Genomic DNA, 23,124 nt, shown 5'->3' on the forward strand with positions numbered 1-23,124 from the left:
GCAATTGCGAAACCTATTATGCTATAAAAGATACTATCAATTTCATATTGTAGAGGAATACCAGGTACCGCTTTTAGCGGTTTAATAGGGAATCCGGTTATAATCCGGAGCTGTCCCCGCAACTGTATGTGCTGACGATCCTGCTAAAAAGCCACTGTCATAATGGACGGGAAGGCGCAGGAAAGACTGAAGCATAAGCCAGGAGACCTGCCTGTATTCCTTGGAGTTTTCTGTCTTCGGGGGGTGAGATGCGGAAACGATCATGATACATACTTTTCTATTTGATGTTTTTCATCGATCGTTTTTGACTGGACCGAGTCAGACCTGTTTATGCCAATGTAGGCGAACCAGGGAGATGAGGATCAGTCTTTTTTTTTATTACGAAAGGAGAGAGGCTCGAATGAAGAAGGTGAAAAGCAGCAATCAAGGATATCCGCGTTTAGGACAGAATAGAGAATGGAAAAGGGTGCTTGAGTCTTATTGGAAAAAAGAGATAAGCGAATCACTTTTCCTGGAGAAAATGAAGGAACTTCGGATCGGGAATGTCCGCAAGCAAACAGATGCCGGCATTGACCTTATACCGGTCGGTGATTTTACCTTGTATGATCAAATGCTTGATATGGCCTGGATGTTTAACCTGATTCCTGAAAGGCACCGAACAGAAAACCCTGCCTCCATTGACTGCTATTTTTCCATGGCAAGGGGGTCGAAGAGCGCAACAGCGTGCGCGATGACGAAGTGGTTTGATACGAATTACCATTATCTCGTACCAGAGTGGGAAGGCTCAGAGCCGAAGCTCAATTTCAATAAACCACTTGACCATTATCTTGAAGCAAAAGAATGGGCAGATGGAAAACCTGTCATCATTGGTCCTTATACATTTATCAGGCTTTCCAAGGGCTATGAATCTCTTGAAAAGGCTGCAGAGAAGCTGCTGCCTCTATATGCTCAACTTCTCCAGCAGCTGGAAGAACACGGTGCGCAAATTGCTCAAGTGGATGAACCGGCCTTTGTTTATGAAGAAACATCCGAAGATTTCCCGATTATTCAGTCCATGTATTCATATTTGGACGGAAAAGTGAGCAGCCTTAAGATTTGCATACAAACTTATTTTGAATCTCCGGACGCTTACCAGCAGTTAATGACCTTGCCTGTCAGCGGATGGGGTTTTGATTTTACAAGAGGAAATACGATTGACTTAATGAAAAAGCATGGGTTCCCGGCAGATAAATTTTTGGCAGCGGGGATTATAGACGGGCGAAACATATGGCGGGCTAAAGGTACGGAATCACTAAAACTAGTGGAGTTTTTGCAAAAGAAAATCAAGCCTTGCGAGCTATGGATCCAGCCCTCCTGCAGCCTCATTCATGTACCAGAGACAAAAGAAGGTGAAGTCAGCCTTCCAGCAGGTGTTTATAACAGTCTGTCTTTCGCAAAAGAAAAACTTGCGGAATGCGTCCTCCTAGCAGGAAGCATCGATTTGGAAGCCAAAAATAGAATTCTTGAATGGGATCAGGCCTATCAGGAATTAACAAAATATCGGAAATCTGAAAATCTCTCTGATAAGGTTCAATCCTTTAAGAGGAAGCAGGCATTTTCAGAGAGAGAGGAAATTCAAAGAAAAGCATTTCAGCTCCCATTGCTTCCGTTGACAACAATCGGGAGTTTTCCGCAGACGAAAGAGGTGAGAAAGCAGAGGAAGAGATTCCGGGACGGCCTTCTTTCAAAACAGGAATATGATGCGTTTGTTAAAAGGGAAACAAAGCGGTGGATTGGGATTCAGGAGGAAGCAGGCCTGGACGTTCTCGTACATGGAGAATTCGAGCGGAATGATATGGTTGAGTACTTCGGTGAAAACCTTGATGGATTCGCATTTACAAAGCATGGATGGGTCCAGTCTTACGGCTCCAGAGGGGTAAAGCCACCCATCATTTTCGGGGACATCGGCTGGAGAGGATCCATCACATCTGAGCTTGCTTCGTACTCCCAATCTCTGACGGATAAGCCTGTAAAAGGGATGCTGACCGGCCCGGTGACGATTCTGAACTGGTCCTTCCCGCGTGATGATCAAAGCAGTGAAGTTCTTGCAAGCTTTATTGCAGCTGCTCTAAGAAAAGAAGTGCTTGAGCTTGAAAAAGCAGGCATCCGCATGATTCAAATAGATGAGCCGGCGTTTAGAGAGGGTCTTCCGCTTAAGAAAAGCAAACAGGCGGCTTATACAGAATGGGCAGTCAATGCATTCAGAGCGACTCATTGGGATGTGCAGGCGGATACGCAAATTCACACCCATATGTGCTACAGCGAGTTTTCAGAAATGATGGACGCAATATCCGATATGGATGCTGACGTCATTTCCATTGAAACGTCAAGGGGCGGCGGCGAGAACATCAGCACGTTTAAAGAATTCAGCTATGATAAAATGATTGGTCTTGGTGTGTATGATATACACAGCCCTCGAATCCCTGCAGCCGCTGAAATGGAGAAGGTGATTGAACAGTGCCTTACAGTTCTGCCGGCCGGCCGGTTTTGGATTAATCCGGACTGCGGTCTGAAAACCAGATCTGAAGAGGAAGCCATACAGTCCCTCAGCAATATGGCGGAAGCTGCGTTCAATATAAGAGATAAACATACGATTCCAACTGTTTAACAGGTTAGGCCTCCTTTTATTATTGAAGGGGGTTTCCTTTTGCCGAAATTGAGAAAAACATTGGAACGATCTGTCAACCTCCCTTATAATGGGAAATGATGAATCATGTAAGCTGGAGGAAGAAATGAAAGAATTCGGGGATCAAAAAGAACTTTTATATTATAAAAGGCTAATAGATTCGATTCCTTTCGCTTTTGAGTTTAAGGATCCTGAATCAGGCAGATTTTATCAGCATCAGCCTGCTGCTGAACAAAAAGGCTGGTTTACCATTACATCTTTAGAAGGAGAGCTGCTGGAAAAGCTGGAAGAGAAGCTTGCTCCGCTGGCTGATTTGATACCGCATCATCTAGTCATTACAGATGCTGATGGAAAAATTACACTGTGCAACAGGCAGTCGGCTGCCGATCTAAAGGTCGATCGTGAAGCAATGATCGGAAAACATATCAGGGAGCTGCTCAGAATTCCTGATCAGCAAATTGCCATTTTGGAAACGCTTCAGACCGGGCAGGCGATCCGCAATCGGGAATTGTGGGACCGCAATTATGGGATTGTTAATACATATATCATACGAAGGCACGATGGGAGTATCAGTAGAGTAGCAGGAGTATTTCATTTCCTGAATAACTTAAAGGATGCTGAAAAAATGGCGATGTCAGGGAGAATTGCAGCAGGGATCGCTCATGAAATTAGAAATCCCCTTACAACTGTCCGGGGTTATCTGCAGCTGCTCAGCGGCCAGCTCGGTCCAGATATGAACCGGCTGTTTTCTGCTTTGCTTATTCCTGAGATAGATCGTGCGAACGGCATTATTACGGATTTTTTGAGGTTATCGAAAACGGAGGCACTGCCATTTGAGAATCTTTATGTGTCAGATTTTCTCAAGAATTATTTAGGAAAGTTTCTCCACAGTGAAGCGTTCCTTCATGACACCGATCTTACGATTGATTGCAGAAAGATACTGCCTGAAACGGCGATCCCCGGAAACAAGGAGGAGCTTCTGCAAGTATTTATGAATTTGTTTGCTAACGCCCGTCAGGCAAAGCGCAGGAATAAAAAATTAAAAGTTGAAGTGAGAGCCGCCATATACGGGGATGTGGTGCAAATTTCTTTTTCGGATAACGGGAGCGGGATTGAGCCTGAGGTTCTCGTTCATATATTCGATCCATTTTATACCACGAAGGATGATGGAACAGGGCTGGGTCTCTCTATTTCAAGAAAGATCATTGAAAATCATCATGGTGAACTTCGGGTTGTAAGCACTAAGGAAGGGACATCCTTTTACATGGAATTCCCTATTGCATTAACTGAACCAAATGAAGACAGATAATGCAAAACCGGCAAGGCCGAATAGAAGAAAACTAAGATGAAACAATAGGACCGTTTGATTTTCAGGAACGGTCCTTTCCAAAATGGTTCAATACAATAAGCCGCCAGCAGCAAATAATCTAAAGCCCCCTGCTGCGGTTATTCTTATTTCATTCAGCTCCTCTTTGCTCCATTTTAAAGAGAAGGAAAAGGAAAAGCCGATTGCTGCCATCATAAAACCAATCAGTGACAAGAACGCTTTACCAATCATGTGTAATCCTCCCGCTGCAGCAAAAGTGTTCGGAAATCAGTAAATGCGTTTTCCGTGCCGGCTGCCGCAAATGAAAGCTCTGTGCTGAAAATCGGTCCGCCATACACAAAGGTATGAAACTCCCCGTTTTCTCCGCATGGATCGGCGGATTTTCTTATGGCATCAATAACCCATGCATCATAATGATGTCCCAATAAAGAATATGGAAGCTTCGATCCATCTATTCCGCAAATGGAAGCTTTATAGCCATCATTAATAAATTGTCTCGCCAAAGAGTCGGTCTGCTCTCCCCATAGAGGAAAAATAGCCTGTAAGCCACTTAACCTGACAAGCTTTTCTCTATATTGACGAATATCCTTTAAAAAGATGTCTCCGAAAGCAGCATGAGTAATTTCATTTTCTTTGCATTTTTTCAGAAATTCGACCATGCTTTCTTCATATTCATTATTAGATGGAGATGGAGACATTTCAATGAATTGAATAGCAAGGCCGAGGCTTGCTGCCTGATCTTTTAGCAAATCCTCTCCGATTCCATGAAAAGGGACGCTGCGGGCAACCCGGTTGATCGATGTAAAAAGTCCGGAGATATTTTATTCCGGGTTTTGCAAAAGCCTGTGAAGCATAATTGTGCTGTCTTTCCCTCCGCTCCATGAAACAATCGTCTTTTTCAATACATTTCACCTCCTAAGCTAATTGTATCCTGCTGCCAAAAATATTTCTATGCAGCAGAAATTACTGGGTAATTCGCACCTATTTTGATTTTTTATAAAACCTACCCGATAACTCGGGTTGACAATCGTTCGAATTGTGCTAAAATTTGAAATCAATAACACACAATACTTATCCAGAGAGGTGGAGGGACCTGGCCCTATGAAACCCGGCAACCTGCGTAACAGCAAGGTGCTAAATCCAGCAAAATGGAATCCATTTTGGGAGATAAGGGGAATACACCTCACAAGTCTTTCTAAAATGGAAGGCTTTTTATTTTGTATTGGGAGGGACTGTCCGTGGGGGAGCTAGATCAGCTTGAAGAAGTAATCGGAAAGCTAAAAGAAATGCTTCAGGCAATGAAATACGGATCAATCACCCTGGTTGTCCAGGATGGGAAGATCATTCAGCTAGAGAAAAATGAAAAAGTCAGACTAAAATAAAAATCCAAAATTAGTACGCTGACTAGACAAACTAGAGGCGGGAACGGTTTGCCTGCTCTTTGTTTATGCAGCGGCGCGTTCCTGCCTTTTTGCAATGGTTTGAAAAAAGGGGAGTGTAAATAAATGCTGACATTCGAAAATTGGACAGAAACCGTTCCGGAGTTCGAAGATAAGGATAAAGCGATCGAAGCGCTCAACGTTTTAAAATGGGCCTATTCGCATTATCAGGATGATTTAGTTTATGCATGCAGCTTTGGTATTGAAGGAATTGTTCTAATCGATCTCATATCGAAAATAAAAAAGGATGCGAGAATTGTATTTTTAGATACTGAGCTCCATTTCAAAGAAACCTATGATTTGATTGACCGTGTTAAGGCACGGTATCCTGCCTTAAATATTTTTTTGAAAAAACCGTCTCTAAGTGTAGCTGAACAGGCTGCAAAGCACGGGGATGAGCTATGGAAGAGGAATCCGAATGAATGCTGCAGAATCAGGAAAGTGCTCCCTCTTCGCGAGGTTATGAGCAGCGAAAAAGCATGGATATCCGGATTGCGCAGAGAGCAATCTCCTTCAAGAAAAAATACCCAGTTCCTGAACAGGGATGATAAATTTGAAAATGTAAAAATCTGCCCGCTTATTCACTGGACGTGGAAAGATGTCTGGCGGTATGCCCACAAAAATGATTTGGACTACAATGTTCTCCACGATCAAGGCTATCCGAGCATCGGATGCAAGCCATGCACCCAGCCTGCCATCGATGTAAATGATGCGAGATCCGGCCGCTGGAACGGCAGCCAAAAAACAGAATGCGGTCTGCACGGTTGAGGTCTCAGCTATGATTGAAGCTGCAGCAATCATCCTGAGTTTATTTTTTGCGATGAACATTGGCGCAAGCGGAGCGGCTGCTTCCATGGGTGTCGCGTACGGGTCAGGGGCAATAAAACGCAGAATGGCAGCACTCCTGCTTTGCGGCGCGGGCGTTGTACTTGGCGCTGTCCTCGGGGGAGGAGAAGTAATCAAAACCATCAGCTCCGGCATTATTCCGCAGTCGATGATCACAATGCAAATCGTGCTTGTCATCATTGGATCTGCTGCCATCTCTTTATTTATGGCCAATTTGATGGGCATCCCGCTGTCCACCAGTGAAGTCACAGTGGGTGCAGTAGTGGGAGTGGGAGTGGCCTATCATGCTTTATATGTTCAATCCATTCTTGTCATCATGATGTTTTGGGTTATCATTCCGGCTGCAGCATTTTTTATCACCTATTTTATATGCAGAGCTTCCCAGCCGCTTTTTTCAAGGCTAGAGGCTAGAGGCGGAAAAATGCTGATCTATCTTCTGATTGCAGCAGGATTCTTTGAAGCATTCTCAGCCGGAATGAATAATGTTGCCAACGCTGTCGGCCCGCTGGTGGCGGCTGATGTCATTTCCGTAAACCAAGGGGTATGGATTGGCGGGCTATTCGTAGCAGCGGGTGCGGTTTTCCTTGGCGGCCGGGTATTGGAGACAAATGGAAAGAAGATTACAAGGCTTTCGAAAACAGAGGGAATTGTGATTTCGGGAACAGGCGCTCTGCTTGTCACAATCAGTTCCTTATTCGGACTTCCCGTTCCTTTAACACAAGTTACATCTACTTCCATCATGGCTTCCGCTGCTGCTAAAAATGGAGCAATTGTTTTTCAAAAAGGAATTGTAAAAAAAATCGTAAAAGTTTGGATTGTGTCCCCGCTGGTAAGTCTGGCCATTTCATATGTTTTGGTCAAGCTGTTTATACAATCTGATTTTTATTCCACATTTTCAGCCTTGGCGATCATGGTTGCAACGCTTGGAGTTCTGTCTTTAATGAAAGCAATAAAGAAAGAAAAGCGCTCTGTGCATGAACAAGGCGGAGGAATTTAAATTTGAAACCAAGTAGTTTTATCTGAATAGGAGGAGTTAATGATGAGTTTAACACCGCATGGAGGAAAGCTAATACAGCGAACAGATTTGGGCAAGGATGTGGGACATTTAGAGAAAACGATTGAACTGGATGCTATGGCATTAAGCGACTTGGAACTTATCGCTATAGGAGGGTATAGCCCGCTGTCAGGATTTTTATCTGAGAAGGATTATCTCAGTGTAGTAGAGACAATGAAGCTCTCAGATGGTACGGTTTGGTCCATACCTATTACGCTTCCAATCTCTGAAAAGAAGGCTAAAGAACTTAATAACGGAGATCAGGCAAAGCTCGTTTTTGAGGGAGAAGACTATGGTTTTATAGATATTGGGGAGATTTACAAACCGGATAAAGAAAAAGAAGCAGCTAACGTTTACAGGACCTCTGACCGGAACCATCCTGGGGTGAAAAAATTATTCTCAAGAGGAGAGCTTTACGTTAGCGGAGAAATCACGCTCATAAAACGGACGCAGCCTGATTTTCCAGATCACTATTTTGACCCGGCTGAAACAAGAGCTGCTTTTGAACAAAAAGGCTGGAAAACGATTGTTGGCTTCCAAACGAGGAACCCGGTCCATCGGGCGCATGAATACATTCAGAAAACGGCTCTTGAAACAGTCGATGGCCTCTTCTTAAACCCGCTTGTCGGGGAGACCAAATCAGATGATATTTCTGCTTCCATCAGAATGAAAAGTTATGGAGTTCTCTTGGATGAATACTATCCGAAAGAACGGGTATTCCTTGGAGTCTTCCCGGCAGCGATGAGATATGCAGGACCAAGAGAAGCCATCTTTCATGCATTAGTACGGAAAAATTATGGCTGCACCCACTTTATCGTTGGAAGAGACCATGCAGGTGTCGGCGATTATTACGGCACGTATGATGCACAATATATATTTGACGAATTTAGGCCGGAAGAAATCGGAATTACACCGCTTCGTTTTGAGCACAGCTTTTACTGCAGCAAATGCGAAGGGATGGCTACCACCAAATCATGTCCCCACGATCCGGAGCATCGCGTTATTCTTTCAGGTACAAAGGTAAGAGACATGCTTCGTAAGGGAGAAGTTCCTCCAAGCACTTTCAGCCGGCCTGAAGTCATTAAGGTGCTGATTGAAGGGATGAAAGAGTCACAGGCAGAAGCGGAGGAAGTTCGATGACACAGTCTGCAAATGTTACATGGCATCAGCAGTCCATTTCCAAACAGGAGCGGAGAGAAAGGAATGGACATCATAGCTTTGTCGTATGGTTTACCGGATTATCCGGCTCAGGCAAATCTACCGTTGCAAATGAACTGGCACGGAAGCTTTATGAAAACGGTGTTCAGGTTTATGTGCTGGACGGGGATAATGTCCGCCATGGCCTTAATGGGGATCTCGGATTCTCTGACAGCGACCGCCGCGAAAATATCAGGAGAATCGGAGAAGTATCCAAACTGTTTACCGATGCAGGAAGTGTCGTTATTACAGCCTTTATCTCGCCGTTTAAGGAAGACCGGAGCCAGGTGCGCGACCTTCTGGAAGCAGATGAATTTGTCGAAGTGTTTACAGACTGTTCTCTTGAAAAATGCGAAGAACGGGATCCAAAAGGATTGTATAAGAAAGCAAGAAGCGGAGAAATCAAAGGGTTTACAGGAATCGATTCCCCTTATGAGAAACCGGATCAGCCGGAAGTTGTCCTCGACAGCGGGAATTTCAATCCTTCTGAATGCGCAGATCAGATTCTTCATTATTTACAAAATAAACAGTTTATCAGCTTGAAAGATGCATAAGGCTGTTTCCGAGTAAGGAATTAAAACCCCTTGTACGGTATAATGATTCAAGGGAGGGATGAATGATGTCGAAGGTGTACCTCGTGGGAGCAGGCCCGGGAGATCCGGACTTGATCACAGTAAAAGGGCTGCGATGCATCCAGGAGGCCGATACCATTTTATATGACCGGCTCGTGAATAAAGAATTGCTGAAGCACGCTAAAGAAGGCGCTGACCTCATTTACTGCGGAAAGCTGCCGGATTATCATACAATGAAACAGGAAACGATAAACCGTTTCCTTATAAAATTTGCTAAAGGCGGCCAAGTGGTAACACGGCTTAAAGGCGGTGATCCGTTTGTTTTCGGCCGCGGCGGCGAAGAAGCGGAAGCACTTGTAAAACATGGAATTGAATTTGAAGTGGTTCCGGGAATTACATCCGGAATTGCTGCTGCTGCCTATGCAGGAATTCCAGTGACCCACAGGGAAGCGAGCGGAAGTGTTGCATTCATAACCGGCCATCGAAAAGAGGGGGAGGAAGAAAGCATCCGCTGGAAAAGCTTAGCCGGAGGAGTAGATACGCTTGCAATTTACATGGGGATCAGTCAGCTGCCATATATACAGGAACAGCTCCTAGCCCACGGGAAACCTGCTAAAACTCCGGCAGCGGTGATCCACTGGGGGAGCACAGATGAGCAAAGAACCGTAACCGGAACGCTGGCTGACATCCATGAGGCTGTAAAGCAGGGCGGTATTTCCAATCCGAGCATGATTATCATTGGAGAAGTGGTTACATACCGTGAGCAGCTCAAATGGTTCAAAGAGGACCGGACAGATTCTCAAGTAAGCGAGGCGCTCTAAATGAAGCAGGCTGTTTTGTATATATGCCACGGAAGCCGTGTGAAAAAAGCGCGTGATGAGGCCATAGAATTTATTTCAACATGCAAAAAGTACGTGCAAGCACCCATTCAGGAAATTTGTTTTCTGGAACTTGCAGAACCGGATATAAAAAAGGGATTTGAATCGTGTCTGGAGAAAGGCGCGGACTCCATCGCAGTTATTCCGGTTCTCCTTTTGACAGCTGCCCATGCTAAATCTGATATTCCGGAAGAGCTTGAAGCGGTCATGAAAGAACATCCGTCTGTTACCGTTTCCTACGGTGCTCCGATCGGCGTTCAAGGGGAAATGTCTGAAGCAATCCTTGAACGCTTGAGTCCGCTTCCTGCAGATGAAAATGCAAGAGTTTTGCTTGTAGGGAGAGGAAGTTCTGACCCGGACGTAAAAAGGGACTTAGCGAAAATTGCGAAAGGTGTCGAGGAGAGAACAGAGGGCCTTGAAGTCACTATATGCTATTTGACAGCTGCAGAGCCTTCCTTTTCGGAGGTGCTAAAAAGGATCCATGAGTTTCCAGAGAAAAAAGTATATATTGTACCTTATTTGCTGTTCACCGGCCTCCTCATGAATGGAATTGAAAAGGAAATCAGGATGCTCAATACGGATAAGCGTATCACTCTTTGTTCATACGTAGGTTTTTCGAAGCATGTACAGGCTGCCTTTACAAAAAGAGTGCATGAAGCCTTAGTGAAGCTGCAGGAACAGGCTGAAATTGGAGGTTAGGCTATGATTCCTCTTATGATTGATTTTTCCGAAAAACCCGTACTCATTGCCGGCGGCGGGAAAATTGCGTACCGCAGGCTTATGGTATTTCTTAAAGAAGAGGCCGTCATCACTGTAATCAGTCCTGAAGCGGTAAACGAAATACGGGAGCTTCATTTGTCGGGGAGAGTTCAGTGGATTAAGCGGAAGATAAGAAAGGAAGACCTGAAAGGCTTCTTTCTAATCATCGCTGCAACGGATGACCGTATGGCGAATAAACGCATTGCCGAACAGATTCATCCACTGCAGCTTGTGAACATTGCAGATGAAGCGAAGGATGGAAATGTCGAGGTACCCATGCGTGCCTCAAGAGGAAGACTGACTGTTGCCGTATCTACAGGTGGATCAAGTCCTGCAATGGCCAAAGAAATCTGTTCAAACCTCATTGGCAGTATAGAAGATGAAACCTTTGAATTGCTTGAACAGAGTTACCATGAAAGACAAAAGCGTAAAACGAATCAAGAAATATGAGGGGGCTGTCCAATAACCCCTGCAAAGAGTGATTGAATCTAAACCCCCTGAAGCTTTGTGCATTCAGGGGGTTTTGGTTTTTACATAATATTTTCGAACAATTATTGTATAGGCTGATTGGAGCGGAAGGTGCGCGACTCCTGCGGGAGCAGCGGGACAGGTGAGATCCCGCAGGCGCTTGCGCCGCGGAGGCTCTCCGCCCGCCCAAGGATAAGCAAGCAGCCTGCAGCGGAAATCAGCCCAAACCAATCTACCTTTAAATGCGATCAGAGCTTTGAAAACGGACTATCTGGACAGCCCCCTTTTTTGACTGTTTCAATACTCAAGTTGACAAAATGGTAGAATTCCTGTATTATAAATTTATAAGTTCATATGAACTCCAAAGGGGAGTAGCAGTTCAAATAAAGTCGTCATTACGAGATTACCGTCTCCGGCTTTATTGGCAGCATAACGTTGTTTGCGAGACCTTTGCCAAATTGTTGGTAAAGGCATTTTTGTATTCAGGGCGCTTTTACCGGCATGGTAAAGGCGCCCTTTTGATTTTTATGATAATGAAAGGAATGGATAGCCATGAGAAAACCTGTCAGATATTCAATGGAAGAATTCATACGCAGAAATAAGCAGGAGCTGACAAGCAATGCTGATTTGATGGAAAAACTGGAAGAAAGAATTGAAGACCGTTATACGGTCGTATACCCAGGCAAAAGTAAAAAAAACACCCAATTTGCAGACCCCGATAGGAGAAGATAAAAATGATGAAAAAAATGATTGCTGCCATGACAGCTGCCGCACTGCTTTTTACCCCGGTAACAAACCTGATTCCAGATCAGGGTGTTAAAACCGTTGAAGCGAAAGGGTTTAAAAAGAGCGGGGGATTGGGAAACCGATCCTCCATTCTAGATAAAAAACCGCAGGTGAACAAATACAATAACAGTAAAAATTCCGCTGTTTCTAAAGCGAAGAACCGTTCACTCATGAAGGGACTGATAGCAGGCGGATTAGCTGGCCTTCTGTTCGGAAGCCTGCTTGCGAACATGGGGATTTTCGGTTCCATCATTGGATTTCTTATCAATTTGATTGGAATCTTTATCTTAATCTATGCAATCAGAAAAATTTATCAGCTGGTGAAGCGCAGCCGGGTACATCGTCATTAACAGAAAAAGGAGCAGGGCATAAGCCCAGCTCCTTTTTTGCATTCTTTATTGTTTTAGCCGTTTAACCAAATCCGGATCCGGCGTAACAAAAACGGTTTGCTGATGATCATAAATGACAAAACCGGGTTTTGAACCGCTTGGTTTTTTCACATGGCGGACAAGTGTAAAGTCAACTGGAACAGATCCAGAGCTTCTCGCCTTACTGTAATAGGAAGCAATATTTGCAGCTTCCATTATCGTGGCCTCAGCGGGATTTTTAGATTTGATGACGACGTGAGAGCCTGGTATGTCCTTCGTATGAAGCCATGTATCATCTCTCGCTGCAGCACGGTTGGTTAAGTATTCATTTTGTTTGTTGTTTTTCCCGACAAGGATGACGGTACCGTCTGATGCTAGGTACTGCTCTAAGACGGGAAGAACCACTTTCGCTTTCTTGCCCTTTTTCAAAACCTTCTTCTTCATATATCCGCCATCCTGAAGCTCTTCGCGGATTTCTTCTAAATCTTTAGGAGAAGCAGACTCTATTTGCTGAAGAAGATTATCCAAGTAGTCAATTTCCTCTCCTGCCAGCCTCAATTGCTCATGTATATGGGCAATTGATTTTTTAGCCTTTTGATACTTAGTAAAGTAGCTCTGAGCATTTTCAGAGGGGGTTTTCTGAGGGCTTAAGACAATCGTCATCGTGCTTCCGTTTTCATCATAATAATTAATCACTTCCGCTTGCTTGTCCCCGCGCTTAATGGAATATAAATTAGCGGTCAGCAGCTCTCCATAAAGCTGGAATTTTTCTGCATCTTCCGCGTCGTTCAGTGACCGGTGAAGTTTTTTTATTTTTGACTTATTTTTCTTCAGTTCGTTATGAAGAAACCGCTCCAGATCATTACCCTGCTGCTTTACCCGGTCGCGATCCGCTTTTCCGAAGTAGTACCTGTCCAGCAGTTCGCTCAGGGAATCGAAAAATTTTCTTTCTCCTTTTAAATGGGTGAGGTCCGTTAAATAAAAGGCTTCCTTTTCATGCCCTGTAATCATGACCGGATTCAAGTCCCCCTGCTGAAGACGACTCATTGTCTCTATAAATGCTTTTGGAAGGGTTGCACGATTGACCATACCTGAACGTTCAGTAATCTCGCGGGCTAGCAGAGGGGAAATGCCTGCAAAATGCTCTACAAGCTGTTTGTCAAGTTTTCCTCCAAAGAAATCAAGCTTCTTTAAGACCGTTTCCTCGTCCAATCCAAAAGGCTGCGTTTTGTCCTGGCTAGGGGGAAACACATAAGGATGCCCGGGCAATACAGTCCGATAGCTGTTTACTGCAGGAGGAAGATGCTTGATGCTGTCGAGTATAACTTGCCGTTCTGAGTCAACAAGCACCATATTGCTGTGGCGGCCCATAATTTCGACGATCAGTTCCTTATAGGTGATATCCCCCAGTTCACTGCGTCCTTTCACATGAAAAATGATGATCCGCTCCATATCCTTTTGCTCGATGCGTTCGATAACACTGCCTTCCAAATGCTTTCTCAGCAGCATGCAAAACATAGGAGGGGAGGCGGGATTATCATAATTTTCATTGGTTAAGTGGATTCTTGCATAGCTCGGATGTGCTGAGATCAGCAATTTATAATTGGTGCCTCCAGAACGGATCTGAAGAATCAGTTCATTTTTAAAAGGCTGATAAATTTTAGAGATTCTGCCATTCTCAAGCTTTCCCTGAAGCTCTTTTGTCATGGCATATGTAAAAATTCCGTCAAACGACATGTCCTTCACCTGCTCTGTTTCAAAAAGATTTAGAGGATGGTCCTCTATTTGCATTTCCCTGAATACGTTTCTCATTAGTCCGGAATGCCGGTACTAAAGCCGCCGTTTACAGACGTTTCCCTCTATTATAACGTGTAAAGCCACTATCTTTCACTATAAATGACTTTTTTAATGAGCGTGCATCTAGAGACGGATGCTGTACCTTCTTTTTTAAGTCATCTTTCTGTGCTTGTCTGAATAGGATGATGATAGAGAAGGGCTTGACCAATTTGGAGCAAGGGGTGCATATGCAGATCATGAAATGGCATGAGATGGAGATTCACGATGTGGCGGAGTCCGTTAACACCGACCGGGATACAGGCCTTTCGGACAGAGAGGTACATTCCCGCTATGGTAAATTTGGCTATAACGAGCTGCAGGAGGCGGAAAAGACTTCCGCGCTTTTATTATTTTTAGGGCAGTTTAAAGATTTTATGGTACTCGTTTTGCTTGGGGCTACCATCATTTCTGCATTTTTAGGGGAATACATTGATGCTGTTGCGATTGTGGCGATTGTGCTGATGAATGGCATTCTGGGGTTTTTCCAGGAAAGACGGGCTGAAAAATCGCTTGAAGCCCTGAAACAGCTTTCCGCACCTCAGGTCAGCTGTCTTAGGGAAGGTGAGTGGATCAGGATTCCTTCCAGAGAATTAGTGCCAGGGGACATTATTAAATTTACGGCAGGGGACAGAATTGGGGCCGACTTAAGGCTGTTATCCGTAAAAAGTCTGGAAATAGAGGAGTCTGCATTGACGGGAGAATCCGTACCTGTTCAAAAATCTCAGGACCCTTTGAATGTAAAAGAGGCGGGACTTGGTGATTTAACAAACATGGCCTTTATGGGGACGCTTGTTACAAGAGGAAGCGGAATTGGAATGGTGGTAGCAACGGGGATGAAAACGGCGATGGGACAAATCGCTGATTTGCTGCAGTCTGCTGAAGCGATGGATACACCGCTTCAAAAACGTCTTGAACAGCTTGGAAAGATCCTGATTGTGGTTGCTCTCATTTTAACTGCGCTCGTCGTGGGCGTGGGCGTGATCCAGGGTCACAGCTTATATTCAATGTTCCTTGCCGGGGTATCCCTTGCGGTTGCAGCCATACCGGAAGGCTTGCCGGCGATTGTCACCGTTGCGTTATCACTTGGCGTGCAGCGGATGATCAAGCAAAAGTCCATAGTCAGGAAGCTGCCGGCGGTGGAAACGCTTGGGTGTGCTTCGGTCATCTGTTCTGATAAGACCGGGACGATGACTCAAAATAAAATGACCGTAACCGATATATGGTCAGGCGGAAAACAGTGGAAGGTATCGAGAACGGGCTTTGATGTAAATGGGGAATTTACGTATAAGGAAAGAACGGTTGTCCTGAAAGAAGAAAAAGCGCTTCAGCAGATATTAACGTTCGGAATGCTGTGCAATACTGCTGAATTAACCGAAACGGATGCTGAAAAGAGGATTGACGGGGATCCAACAGAAGGCGCTTTGCTAATTGCCGGAATGAAGGCGGGAATGACAAGAGAGGCCCTTAGCAAAAGATTTACGATAATCGAAGAGTTCCCTTTTGATTCTACAAGGAAAATGATGAGTGTCATCGCAGAGGATTCTGCCGGGAAGCGTTTTGTAGTGACAAAGGGTGCACCTGACGTCCTTCTTGGCATTGCAGGTCAGGTTCTTTGGGAAGACAGGCAGCAGTCCATGTCGTCACAATATGAACAGCGTATTAAAGAATCAATTGAAAGCATGGCGTCCAAAGCGCTAAGGACCATTGCCATTGCCTATAAGCCGATCGGCCGGGACGGGGTGTTTAAACAGGAAGATGCAGAAAAGGATCTAGTGTTTGTTGGACTGCAGGGAATGATTGATCCGCCAAGACCTGAGGTCAAGCAGGCTATAAAAGAATGCCGGGCAGCGGGAATTAAAACCATCATGATTACAGGGGACCACGTTATTACTGCAAGGGCTATAGCGAAGCAGCTTGACCTGCTGCCTCACAATGGAAAGGTAATGGACGGCGCGGCACTGAACAAGCTTTCTTCTGATGATTTAGAGAAGGTTGTAGAGGATGTTTATGTTTTTGCAAGGGTTTCACCTGAACATAAGCTTAAGATTGTTAAAGCCTTTCAAAAACGCGGGCATATCGTGGCGATGACGGGAGACGGTGTGAATGATGCCCCCGCAATTAAAGCTGCAGACATCGGCATTTCAATGGGCATTACCGGGACCGATGTTGCGAAGGAAGCGTCATCGCTTGTTCTGGCAGATGACAACTTTGCTACCATTAAATCCGCGATCCGCGAAGGAAGAAACATATATGAGAATATCCGGAAATTCATCCGCTACCTGCTCGCATCCAATGTAGGAGAAATACTGGTTATGCTGTTTGCGATGCTTCTTGCTCTGCCGCTGCCTTTAGTACCTATACAGATCCTTTGGGTGAATCTGGTGACAGATGGACTGCCTGCAATGGCGCTTGGCCTCGATCAGCCTGAAGGAAATCTGATGAACCGCAAACCGCGGCATCCTAAAGAGGGGGTATTTGCAAGAAAGCTCGGCTGGAAGGTTATTTCAAGGGGATTCCTGATTGGAGCAGCAACACTGGCGGCCTTCATGTTTATATACAACCGTGATCCTGAAAATCTTGCATACGCTCAGACTGTTGCGTTTTCAACACTCGTAATGGCTCAGCTCATTCATGTATTCGACTGCCGCAGCGAGAAATCCATTTTTGACCGCAATCCATTTGAAAATTTATACTTAATAGGTGCGGTCGCTTCCTCCATTCTGCTTATGCTTGTAGTTATCTATTATCCGCCGCTCCAGCCGATTTTTAAGACGGTATCCATCATCCCGAGAGATTGGATTCTTATATTGGGAATGGCCTCGCTTCCTACATTTTTACTGGCCGGTTCACTTTTAACAAGAAAATCCTAACCTGTTATGATATAATTCACAAGGTAATAGCGCGTCTATTACCTTTTTATTTTTTCTTCTTTCTAAATGATTGCTGTTTATTTGCCGCGTAAAATTTTTCGGCAGCAAGGTTTGCAGAAACATCTTATATTTCCAATTCATTCTTGGAAAACGGAAGTGATCATAATGATAGCAAGCATGACAGGGTTCGGAAGGGCCGTTCATGAGAAGGATGGACGGAAGATTTCAGTTGAAATGAAATCGGTTAATCACCGCTTCTGTGAGATTAGTGTAAAAATGCCTAGACAACTTATGTCCGCAGAGGATAAAATCAAAAAAGTAATCTCCGGCCGGATCCGCAGGGGCCGATTAGAAGCATACATAACAATTGACGGAGAGCCGATTGCTAGGCGTACTGTCAGTGTTGACTGGAATCTGCTTGATCAGCTGACGGAAGCTGCATCAAAAATGAAAGAACGGTACGGCTTGAACGGCCAGCTTTCATTGGATGGTCTATTAAAAATAGAAGACGTGTTTGATGTCCGGGAAGAATACGGGGATCAAAGCGGTTTGGCTGAAGAAATTCTTGAAACGGTAGAAACCGCGGTCATAGAGCTTAGTGAAATGAGGCTGAGCGAGGGGAAACATCTGCTTAAAGATATTGAAATCAGGCTGAGTGATGTTCGGAGGGCTGCGGAGCAAATAGAAGCAATTGCTCCAGGTGTCCAAAAGACCTATACGGCAAAGCTTTCCATCAAGCTGCAGGAATTGCTGCAGACCGAAGCGGAAGAGTCGAGGATTCTGACTGAAGCAGCCATTTTTGCAGAAAAAGCCGATATTACAGAAGAAGTTACCCGCATATACAGTCATCTTCAGCAGTTCAGCCAGGCGCTTAATTCGGATGAGGCAATTGGCAGAAAGCTCGATTTTATCGTGCAGGAGCTGAACCGCGAAGCCAATACCATTGGCTCTAAAGCCAATGACAGCCGAATCGCAGCATATGCAGTGGAGCTGAAAAGCGCCATTGAAAAAATAAAGGAACAGGTCCAAAACGTGGAATAGGCGCCTGTTTAGACCGCCATTTTTCAGGCTAAACTAGAGCTGGTATCATATAGGGGGAGCAAACGTTGAACATTAAACTCATTAATATCGGTTTTGGAAATATTGTATCAGCTAATCGAATTATCTCCATCGTCAGCCCTGAATCTGCACCTATTAAAAGGATCATCCAGGATGCCCGGGACCGCGGCATGCTCATTGACGCCACGTATGGACGCAGAACGAGGGCCGTTGTCGTTATGGACAGCGATCATATTATATTATCCGCCGTACAGCCTGAAACTGTGGCACACAGACTATCAAATAAAGAAGAGTTATCTGATGAAGGGTAGGGGTTATTGAAAGCTATGAAAGAAAGAGGACTGCTCATTGTCCTTTCAGGTCCTTCGGGAGTCGGAAAAGGTACAGTCAGAAAAGAGATTTTTTCTCAGGATGATACAAAATTCCATTATTCCATATCCGTAACAACAAGAAAGCCGCGTACAGGCGAAGTCGACGGCATCGATTATTTCTTTAAGTCCCGTGAAGAGTTTGAAGAAATGATCGAGAATGAAAAACTGCTGGAATGGGCAGAATTCGTAGGCAACTACTATGGGACTCCAGTCGATTATGTGGAAAAGACGCTGAGTGAAGGGAAAGATGTATTTCTGGAAATTGAAGTGCAGGGTGCCCTTCAGGTGCGAAAAGCGTTTCCGGAAGGATTATTTATCTTCCTTATGCCGCCATCCCTAGATGAATTGAAAAATCGGATTGTGACGCGCGGGACGGAATCAGCAGATATCATTGAAAACCGCCTGCTTGCCGCTAAAGAAGAAATACTTTTGATGGATGCCTATGATTATGTTGTTGAAAATGATCAGGTAAATCTAGCCTGCGACAGAATCAAAGCAATCGTCACGGCTGAGCATTGCCGCCGCGAACGTGTTGCCCCAAGATATAAAAAGAAAATTTCGGAGGTCGAATAACCCTATGTTAAATCCTTCTATTGACTCGTTGATGAATAAACTTGATTCAAAATACACACTTGTAACGGTAGCATCGAAACGTGCTAGAGAAATGCAGATTTACAAGGACCAGCAGATTCAAAAACCGATTTCGCATAAGTTTGTAGGAAAAGCTTTGGAAGAAATCGATGCAGGACTGCTTTTTTACGATAAAGAAGAGAATTAATTCTGTTTGCTTTGCGCCTCTCAAGGCTGACCCGCTCAATCTGAAAGCCATTAGCTTTTCACCTTTTCTCTGAAGGCTGACTGTTAAATGCCGCCCGGTTGCAATGGGGCGGCCTATTTTTATGGAGAGAAATTTAATGGAGTCTTCTGCTTTGGCATTCCTTGAAACATTGGTAAAATGATAGACAAATAACAATGATGGCGGGGGTTTACAATGGGAGATAAGAAAAAGATTCTGCTGGGAGTAAGCGGAGGCATTGCCGTTTATAAAGCCGCTGCTCTAACAAGCAAGCTTACGCAGGCAGGTTATGATGTAAAAGTGATCATGACTGCCTCGGCCTGCGAATTTGTTTCGCCGCTGACCTTTCAGGCACTCTCAAGACATGATGTATTTACAGATACCTTTGATGAAAAAGATTCAAAGGTAATTGCTCATATTGATTTGGCAGACTGGGCGGATTTGATTGTCATCGCACCGGCCACCGCCAATGTAATCGGCAAGCTGGCCAACGGTCTTGCAGACGATATGCTGACTACCACTATGCTTGCTGCCACAGCACCAGTTTGGATTGCACCGGCCATGAACGTCCATATGTATGATCACCCTGCAGTAAAACGGAATATCCAGACGCTTTTTGAGTATGGATACCGGTTTATCGAACCGAGCGAGGGGTATTTAGCGTGCGGATATGTCGGGCGCGGAAGGCTTGAAGAGCCTGAAAAAATCGTCCGCCTTATTCAAAGCCACTTTCGTATTGATGGACGTGGACCTTTAAAAGGAAAAAAAATTCTGATTACAGCCGGTCCAACTGTGGAACCAATCGACCCTGTACGGTATTTCTCAAACCGTTCCACAGGCAAGATGGGATTTGCACTTGCTGAGAGGGCTGCGGAGATGGGGGCGGAAGTAACGCTTATTACCGGACCTTCCCATTTGGAGGATCCTTACGGAGCAGCTGTTGTAAGGATTCAATCAGCTGAGGAAATGCTGAACGAGGTAATGGAACGATTTGATCGGCAGGATGCTGTTATAAAATCTGCAGCTGTGGCTGATTATCGTCCCGCACACCGCATGCAGCATAAAATGAAAAAACAGGAAGGTCCGCTATCCATTGAAATGGAACGGACAGCAGATATATTAAAAACACTCGGTGAAAGAAAACAGCATCAGCTTTTAGTGGGGTTTGCTGCAGAAACAGACCATGTACATGAATATGCAATGGCAAAACTCGTGAAGAAAAATCTCGATTTGATCATCTCAAATAATGTAACAGTTCAGGGAGCCGGCTTTGCTGCTGATACCAATCTAGTTACAATCCACCGCAAAGAAGGAACCAGTAAGGAGCTGCCTTTAATGTCTAAAAATAAGGTTGCCGAGAGTATTTTGCTGGAGGTTGCTTCAATGCTTAATACGGAGAAAGAAGAATGAAAATTGCAAGGGTAGTGGTCGATGTCCCTGCCATGCAGACGGACAGGCCCTTTGATTATTTAATCCCGGATCAGTGGAAGGATGTCATTGTACCGGGCATCAGGGTGATTGTACCGTTTGGCCCGCGAAAAGTGCAGGGATTTGTAATAGAAGTGACCTCAGCCTCAGAAGTCAGCAAGTTGAAGAAGATCTCAGAGCTTTTTGATTTGACGCCTGCTTTAACGGATGAATTGCTTGAACTGGGAAAGTGGCTTACAGAAAAAACGCTGTGTTTCCAGATTTCGGCTTTTCAGGCCATGCTTCCGGCAGCCATGAAAGCAAAATATGAAAAAAGGATTTGTCTTACCCGGAGCAGCGGTGAAATGTCCCCAGAGCTTGCTGCTCTATTCGAAAACAACCAGGATTTATCCTGGAAGGACGCAGAAGCTCACAATCTTTTCGCTGCTCTGCAAAAGGAGATTAAAAAAGGGACATTAGAAGTTGTCTACCAAGTATCCCAAAAAGGAAAGCAAAAAAAAGTCCGGTATTTGACACCTGCAGCGGATTTTGAAACCTTAAAGAGAACAGCAGAGGAAATGCCGGCACAAGCAGGCAGGCAAAAAGCGGTTCTTGATTATATTATAGCTTCCCAAAAGAGCGAGATTTCAATTTCCGATTTGAAAGCAAGAGTGAATGCAAGTGATTCTTCCATTAAATCTCTTGTTCAAAAAGGGATATTGGCTGAAAAATGGATGGAAATATATCGTGATCCATTCGAGCATCGAACCTTTAAGCAAACGAAAAATATGGCGCTTACCAATGAACAGCAAACCGCCATCGCTCCGATTCTGGATTCGATTGAAGCCGGCAGGCATGAAGTCTTTATGATGTACGGCGTTACAGGCAGCGGGAAAACAGAAGTGTACCTTCAAGCCATCGACCGGGTCATGAAAGAGGGAAAAGAGGCCATTGTGCTCGTTCCTGAAATTTCCCTGACTCCGCAAATGGTTGATCGGTTTAAAGGCCGGTTCGGTTCCAAGGTCGCTGTATTGCACAGCGGATTGTCGACGGGAGAGAAATACGATGAATGGCGGAAAATTCAGCGCAAAGAAGTACAGCTGGCCGTCGGTGCCCGCTCTGCAATATTTGCCCCTTTTGAAAACCTTGGAATCATCGTAATTGATGAGGAGCATGAATCAAGCTATAAACAGGAAGAAAATCCGAAATATCATGCCCGTGATGTCGCGATTCGCAGAGCTGAAAGCTACCGCTGTCCAGTCGTATTAGGAAGTGCGACTCCTTCCCTTGAATCATTTGCAAGGGCAATCAAAGGGGTCTATCATCTCCTTCCATTAAGAGAGCGTGTGAACAGCCGTGCCCTGCCTGAGGTGAATATTGTTGATATGAGAGAAGAGCTGAGAAAAGGAAACCGTTCGATGTTTTCATCAGATCTTTTTGAGCAGCTCCAGCTCAGGCTGGACCGAAAAGAACAAACGGTTCTGTTTTTGAACAGAAGGGGATTTTCCGCCTTTGTTATGTGCCGGGACTGCGGCTATGTGATTCAATGTCCAAATTGTGATATTTCGATGACATACCACCGCCAGGGAAATAAACTAAAATGTCATTACTGTGCACATGAAGCCCCGATGCCTTCTGTATGTCCGGAGTGCAGCAGCGAGCATATCCGCTTTTTCGGAACGGGAACTCAAAAGGTGGAGGAAGAGCTTGCAAAGGTGCTGCCTGAAGCGCGTGTAATCCGAATGGATGTTGATACAACTTCAAGAAAAGGGGCCCATGAACGGCTGCTCGGACAATTTGGGGATGGTAAAGCAGATATCCTGCTTGGAACGCAAATGATTGCAAAGGGCCTCGATTTTCCCAATGTCACTCTTGTAGGCGTGCTTGCTGCAGATACGATGCTCCACCTGCCGGATTTCAGGGCTGCAGAGAAAACCTTTCAGCTGCTTACACAGGTGAGCGGCAGAGCGGGCAGGCATGAATTGTCCGGTGAAGTGGTCATACAATCGTATACCCCGGACCACTACAGCATCCAGCTCGCGAAGGATCACCATTTTGATGGCTTTTACGAGAGGGAAATGATGGAAAGAAAACAGCATGCCTATCCGCCGTTTTATTATCTCGCGGTTGTGAATGTATCGCATCCAGATTTGCTTAAAACTTCGTCAGTTATGGAAAATATCGCCCAGTTTCTTATCCAGAATCTTGATCCTCATACAAAGGTGCTCGGTCCCGTTGCATCACCGATCCCCAGGATCAAGAATAGATATCGTTATCAATGCATGATAAAATACAAACGGGATGAAAAACTGATCCCTTTGCTGAAAAAAGTGATGGATCGCTATCAGCAGGAAATGGCAAGAGATGAACTCGCAATTTCAATAGATTTGAACCCGACAACTTTAATGTGACATCCTAAGACCGGC

22 protein-coding genes and 2 riboswitches are annotated in these 23,124 nt (G+C 44.9%); of the genes, 19 read left to right on the top strand and 3 right to left on the bottom strand.

Annotation, left to right across the window (positions count from 1 at the left end; all coding sequences use genetic code 11):
• The first annotated feature begins 44 nt into the window (after nucleotides 1-44).
• A riboswitch (cobalamin riboswitch) is annotated at nucleotides 45-229 on the top strand.
• Nucleotides 230-400: 171 nt separating this feature from the next.
• A complete protein-coding gene (metE, locus tag J9317_RS09080; protein WP_211558014.1) occupies nucleotides 401-2,647 on the top strand; it encodes a 5-methyltetrahydropteroyltriglutamate--homocysteine S-methyltransferase in 2,247 nt (748 codons plus the stop codon).
• Between the two features lie 124 nt (nucleotides 2,648-2,771).
• A complete protein-coding gene (locus J9317_RS09085; RefSeq protein ID WP_211558015.1) occupies nucleotides 2,772-3,974 on the top strand; it encodes a two-component system sensor histidine kinase NtrB in 1,203 nt (400 codons plus the stop codon).
• A gap of 87 nt (nucleotides 3,975-4,061) precedes the next feature.
• Here the strand turns inward: J9317_RS09085 and J9317_RS09090 are convergent, their stop codons facing one another.
• Nucleotides 4,062-4,223: a hypothetical protein gene (locus J9317_RS09090; RefSeq protein ID WP_211558016.1), complete on the bottom strand. Its 162-nt coding sequence runs from the start codon at nucleotides 4,221-4,223 to the stop codon at nucleotides 4,062-4,064.
• Nucleotides 4,220-4,741 (bottom strand): adenine nucleotide alpha hydrolase family protein, encoded by a 522-nt coding sequence (locus J9317_RS09095; RefSeq protein ID WP_211558017.1) that lies wholly within the window; start codon nucleotides 4,739-4,741, stop codon nucleotides 4,220-4,222. Before J9317_RS09095 ends, J9317_RS09090 begins: the two co-directional genes overlap by 4 nt.
• Before the next feature lie 319 nt (nucleotides 4,742-5,060).
• Nucleotides 5,061-5,166, top strand: a riboswitch (SAM riboswitch).
• Between the two features lie 94 nt (nucleotides 5,167-5,260).
• Here J9317_RS09095 and J9317_RS09100 point away from each other — a divergent pair.
• From J9317_RS09100 to J9317_RS09145, 10 genes are all read left to right on the top strand, one after another.
• Nucleotides 5,261-5,374 carry a YezD family protein gene (locus J9317_RS09100; RefSeq protein WP_431190701.1) on the top strand — a complete coding sequence of 38 codons (114 nt, stop codon included), beginning with the start codon at nucleotides 5,261-5,263 and terminating at the stop codon, nucleotides 5,372-5,374.
• A 123-nt stretch (nucleotides 5,375-5,497) separates the two neighbouring features.
• On the top strand, nucleotides 5,498-6,199 hold the full coding sequence (locus J9317_RS09105) for a phosphoadenylyl-sulfate reductase (protein WP_211558019.1): 702 nt from the start codon (nucleotides 5,498-5,500) through the stop codon (nucleotides 6,197-6,199).
• A 13-nt stretch (nucleotides 6,200-6,212) separates the two neighbouring features.
• Entirely contained in the window at nucleotides 6,213-7,274 is a 1,062-nt protein-coding gene (gene cysP / locus J9317_RS09110; RefSeq protein WP_211562248.1) for a sulfate permease, read from the top strand.
• A 42-nt stretch (nucleotides 7,275-7,316) separates the two neighbouring features.
• Nucleotides 7,317-8,471, top strand: a complete 1,155-nt coding sequence (sat, locus tag J9317_RS09115) for a sulfate adenylyltransferase (RefSeq protein WP_211562250.1) — start codon at nucleotides 7,317-7,319, stop codon at nucleotides 8,469-8,471.
• Nucleotides 8,468-9,082, top strand: coding sequence for an adenylyl-sulfate kinase (gene cysC / locus J9317_RS09120; RefSeq protein WP_211558021.1), 615 nt, complete (start codon nucleotides 8,468-8,470; stop codon nucleotides 9,080-9,082). The genes sat and cysC overlap by 4 nt, the downstream gene beginning before the upstream one ends.
• A 65-nt stretch (nucleotides 9,083-9,147) precedes the next feature.
• Nucleotides 9,148-9,921, top strand: a complete 774-nt coding sequence (cobA, locus tag J9317_RS09125; protein ID WP_211558023.1) for a uroporphyrinogen-III C-methyltransferase — start codon at nucleotides 9,148-9,150, stop codon at nucleotides 9,919-9,921.
• Nucleotides 9,922-10,677: a sirohydrochlorin chelatase gene (locus tag J9317_RS09130; protein ID WP_211558025.1), complete on the top strand. Its 756-nt coding sequence runs from the start codon at nucleotides 9,922-9,924 to the stop codon at nucleotides 10,675-10,677.
• Between the two features lie 3 nt (nucleotides 10,678-10,680).
• On the top strand, nucleotides 10,681-11,187 hold the full coding sequence (locus tag J9317_RS09135) for a precorrin-2 dehydrogenase/sirohydrochlorin ferrochelatase family protein (protein ID WP_211558028.1): 507 nt from the start codon (nucleotides 10,681-10,683) through the stop codon (nucleotides 11,185-11,187).
• A gap of 570 nt (nucleotides 11,188-11,757) precedes the next feature.
• On the top strand, nucleotides 11,758-11,937 hold the full coding sequence (locus tag J9317_RS09140) for an FbpB family small basic protein (protein WP_211558029.1): 180 nt from the start codon (nucleotides 11,758-11,760) through the stop codon (nucleotides 11,935-11,937).
• 2 nt (nucleotides 11,938-11,939) lie between these two features.
• Nucleotides 11,940-12,341, top strand: coding sequence for a hypothetical protein (locus J9317_RS09145; protein WP_211558030.1), 402 nt, complete (start codon nucleotides 11,940-11,942; stop codon nucleotides 12,339-12,341).
• A 45-nt stretch (nucleotides 12,342-12,386) separates the two neighbouring features.
• Here the strand turns inward: J9317_RS09145 and J9317_RS09150 are convergent, their stop codons facing one another.
• Nucleotides 12,387-14,096, bottom strand: a complete 1,710-nt coding sequence (locus J9317_RS09150; RefSeq protein ID WP_211562252.1) for an Rqc2 family fibronectin-binding protein — start codon at nucleotides 14,094-14,096, stop codon at nucleotides 12,387-12,389.
• Nucleotides 14,097-14,392: 296 nt separating this feature from the next.
• On the opposite strand from J9317_RS09150, the gene J9317_RS09155 reads away from it, so the two are divergent.
• From J9317_RS09155 to priA, 7 genes are all read left to right on the top strand, one after another.
• Entirely contained in the window at nucleotides 14,393-17,065 is a 2,673-nt protein-coding gene (locus J9317_RS09155) for a cation-translocating P-type ATPase (RefSeq protein ID WP_211562253.1), read from the top strand.
• 165 nt (nucleotides 17,066-17,230) lie between these two features.
• Nucleotides 17,231-18,106 (top strand): YicC/YloC family endoribonuclease, encoded by an 876-nt coding sequence (locus J9317_RS09160; RefSeq protein ID WP_211558031.1) that lies wholly within the window; start codon nucleotides 17,231-17,233, stop codon nucleotides 18,104-18,106.
• Nucleotides 18,107-18,171: 65 nt separating this feature from the next.
• On the top strand, nucleotides 18,172-18,435 hold the full coding sequence (remA, locus tag J9317_RS09165; protein ID WP_035412829.1) for an extracellular matrix/biofilm regulator RemA: 264 nt from the start codon (nucleotides 18,172-18,174) through the stop codon (nucleotides 18,433-18,435).
• A gap of 15 nt (nucleotides 18,436-18,450) precedes the next feature.
• Nucleotides 18,451-19,068, top strand: coding sequence for a guanylate kinase (gene gmk, locus J9317_RS09170; protein ID WP_211558032.1), 618 nt, complete (start codon nucleotides 18,451-18,453; stop codon nucleotides 19,066-19,068).
• 4 nt (nucleotides 19,069-19,072) lie between these two features.
• Nucleotides 19,073-19,273: a DNA-directed RNA polymerase subunit omega gene (gene rpoZ / locus J9317_RS09175; protein WP_211558033.1), complete on the top strand. Its 201-nt coding sequence runs from the start codon at nucleotides 19,073-19,075 to the stop codon at nucleotides 19,271-19,273.
• 213 nt (nucleotides 19,274-19,486) lie between these two features.
• Nucleotides 19,487-20,701, top strand: a complete 1,215-nt coding sequence (coaBC, locus tag J9317_RS09180; RefSeq protein ID WP_211558034.1) for a bifunctional phosphopantothenoylcysteine decarboxylase/phosphopantothenate--cysteine ligase CoaBC — start codon at nucleotides 19,487-19,489, stop codon at nucleotides 20,699-20,701.
• The gene (gene priA / locus J9317_RS09185) at nucleotides 20,698-23,109 is read left to right on the top strand and encodes a primosomal protein N' (RefSeq protein ID WP_211558036.1); all 2,412 of its coding nucleotides are present in this window, start codon (nucleotides 20,698-20,700) and stop codon (nucleotides 23,107-23,109) included. The genes coaBC and priA overlap by 4 nt, the downstream gene beginning before the upstream one ends.
• Nucleotides 23,110-23,124: the final 15 nt, after the last annotated feature.

This window comes from Metabacillus flavus (assembly GCF_018283675.1).
Classification (GTDB): domain Bacteria; phylum Bacillota; class Bacilli; order Bacillales; family Bacillaceae; genus Metabacillus_B; species Metabacillus_B flavus.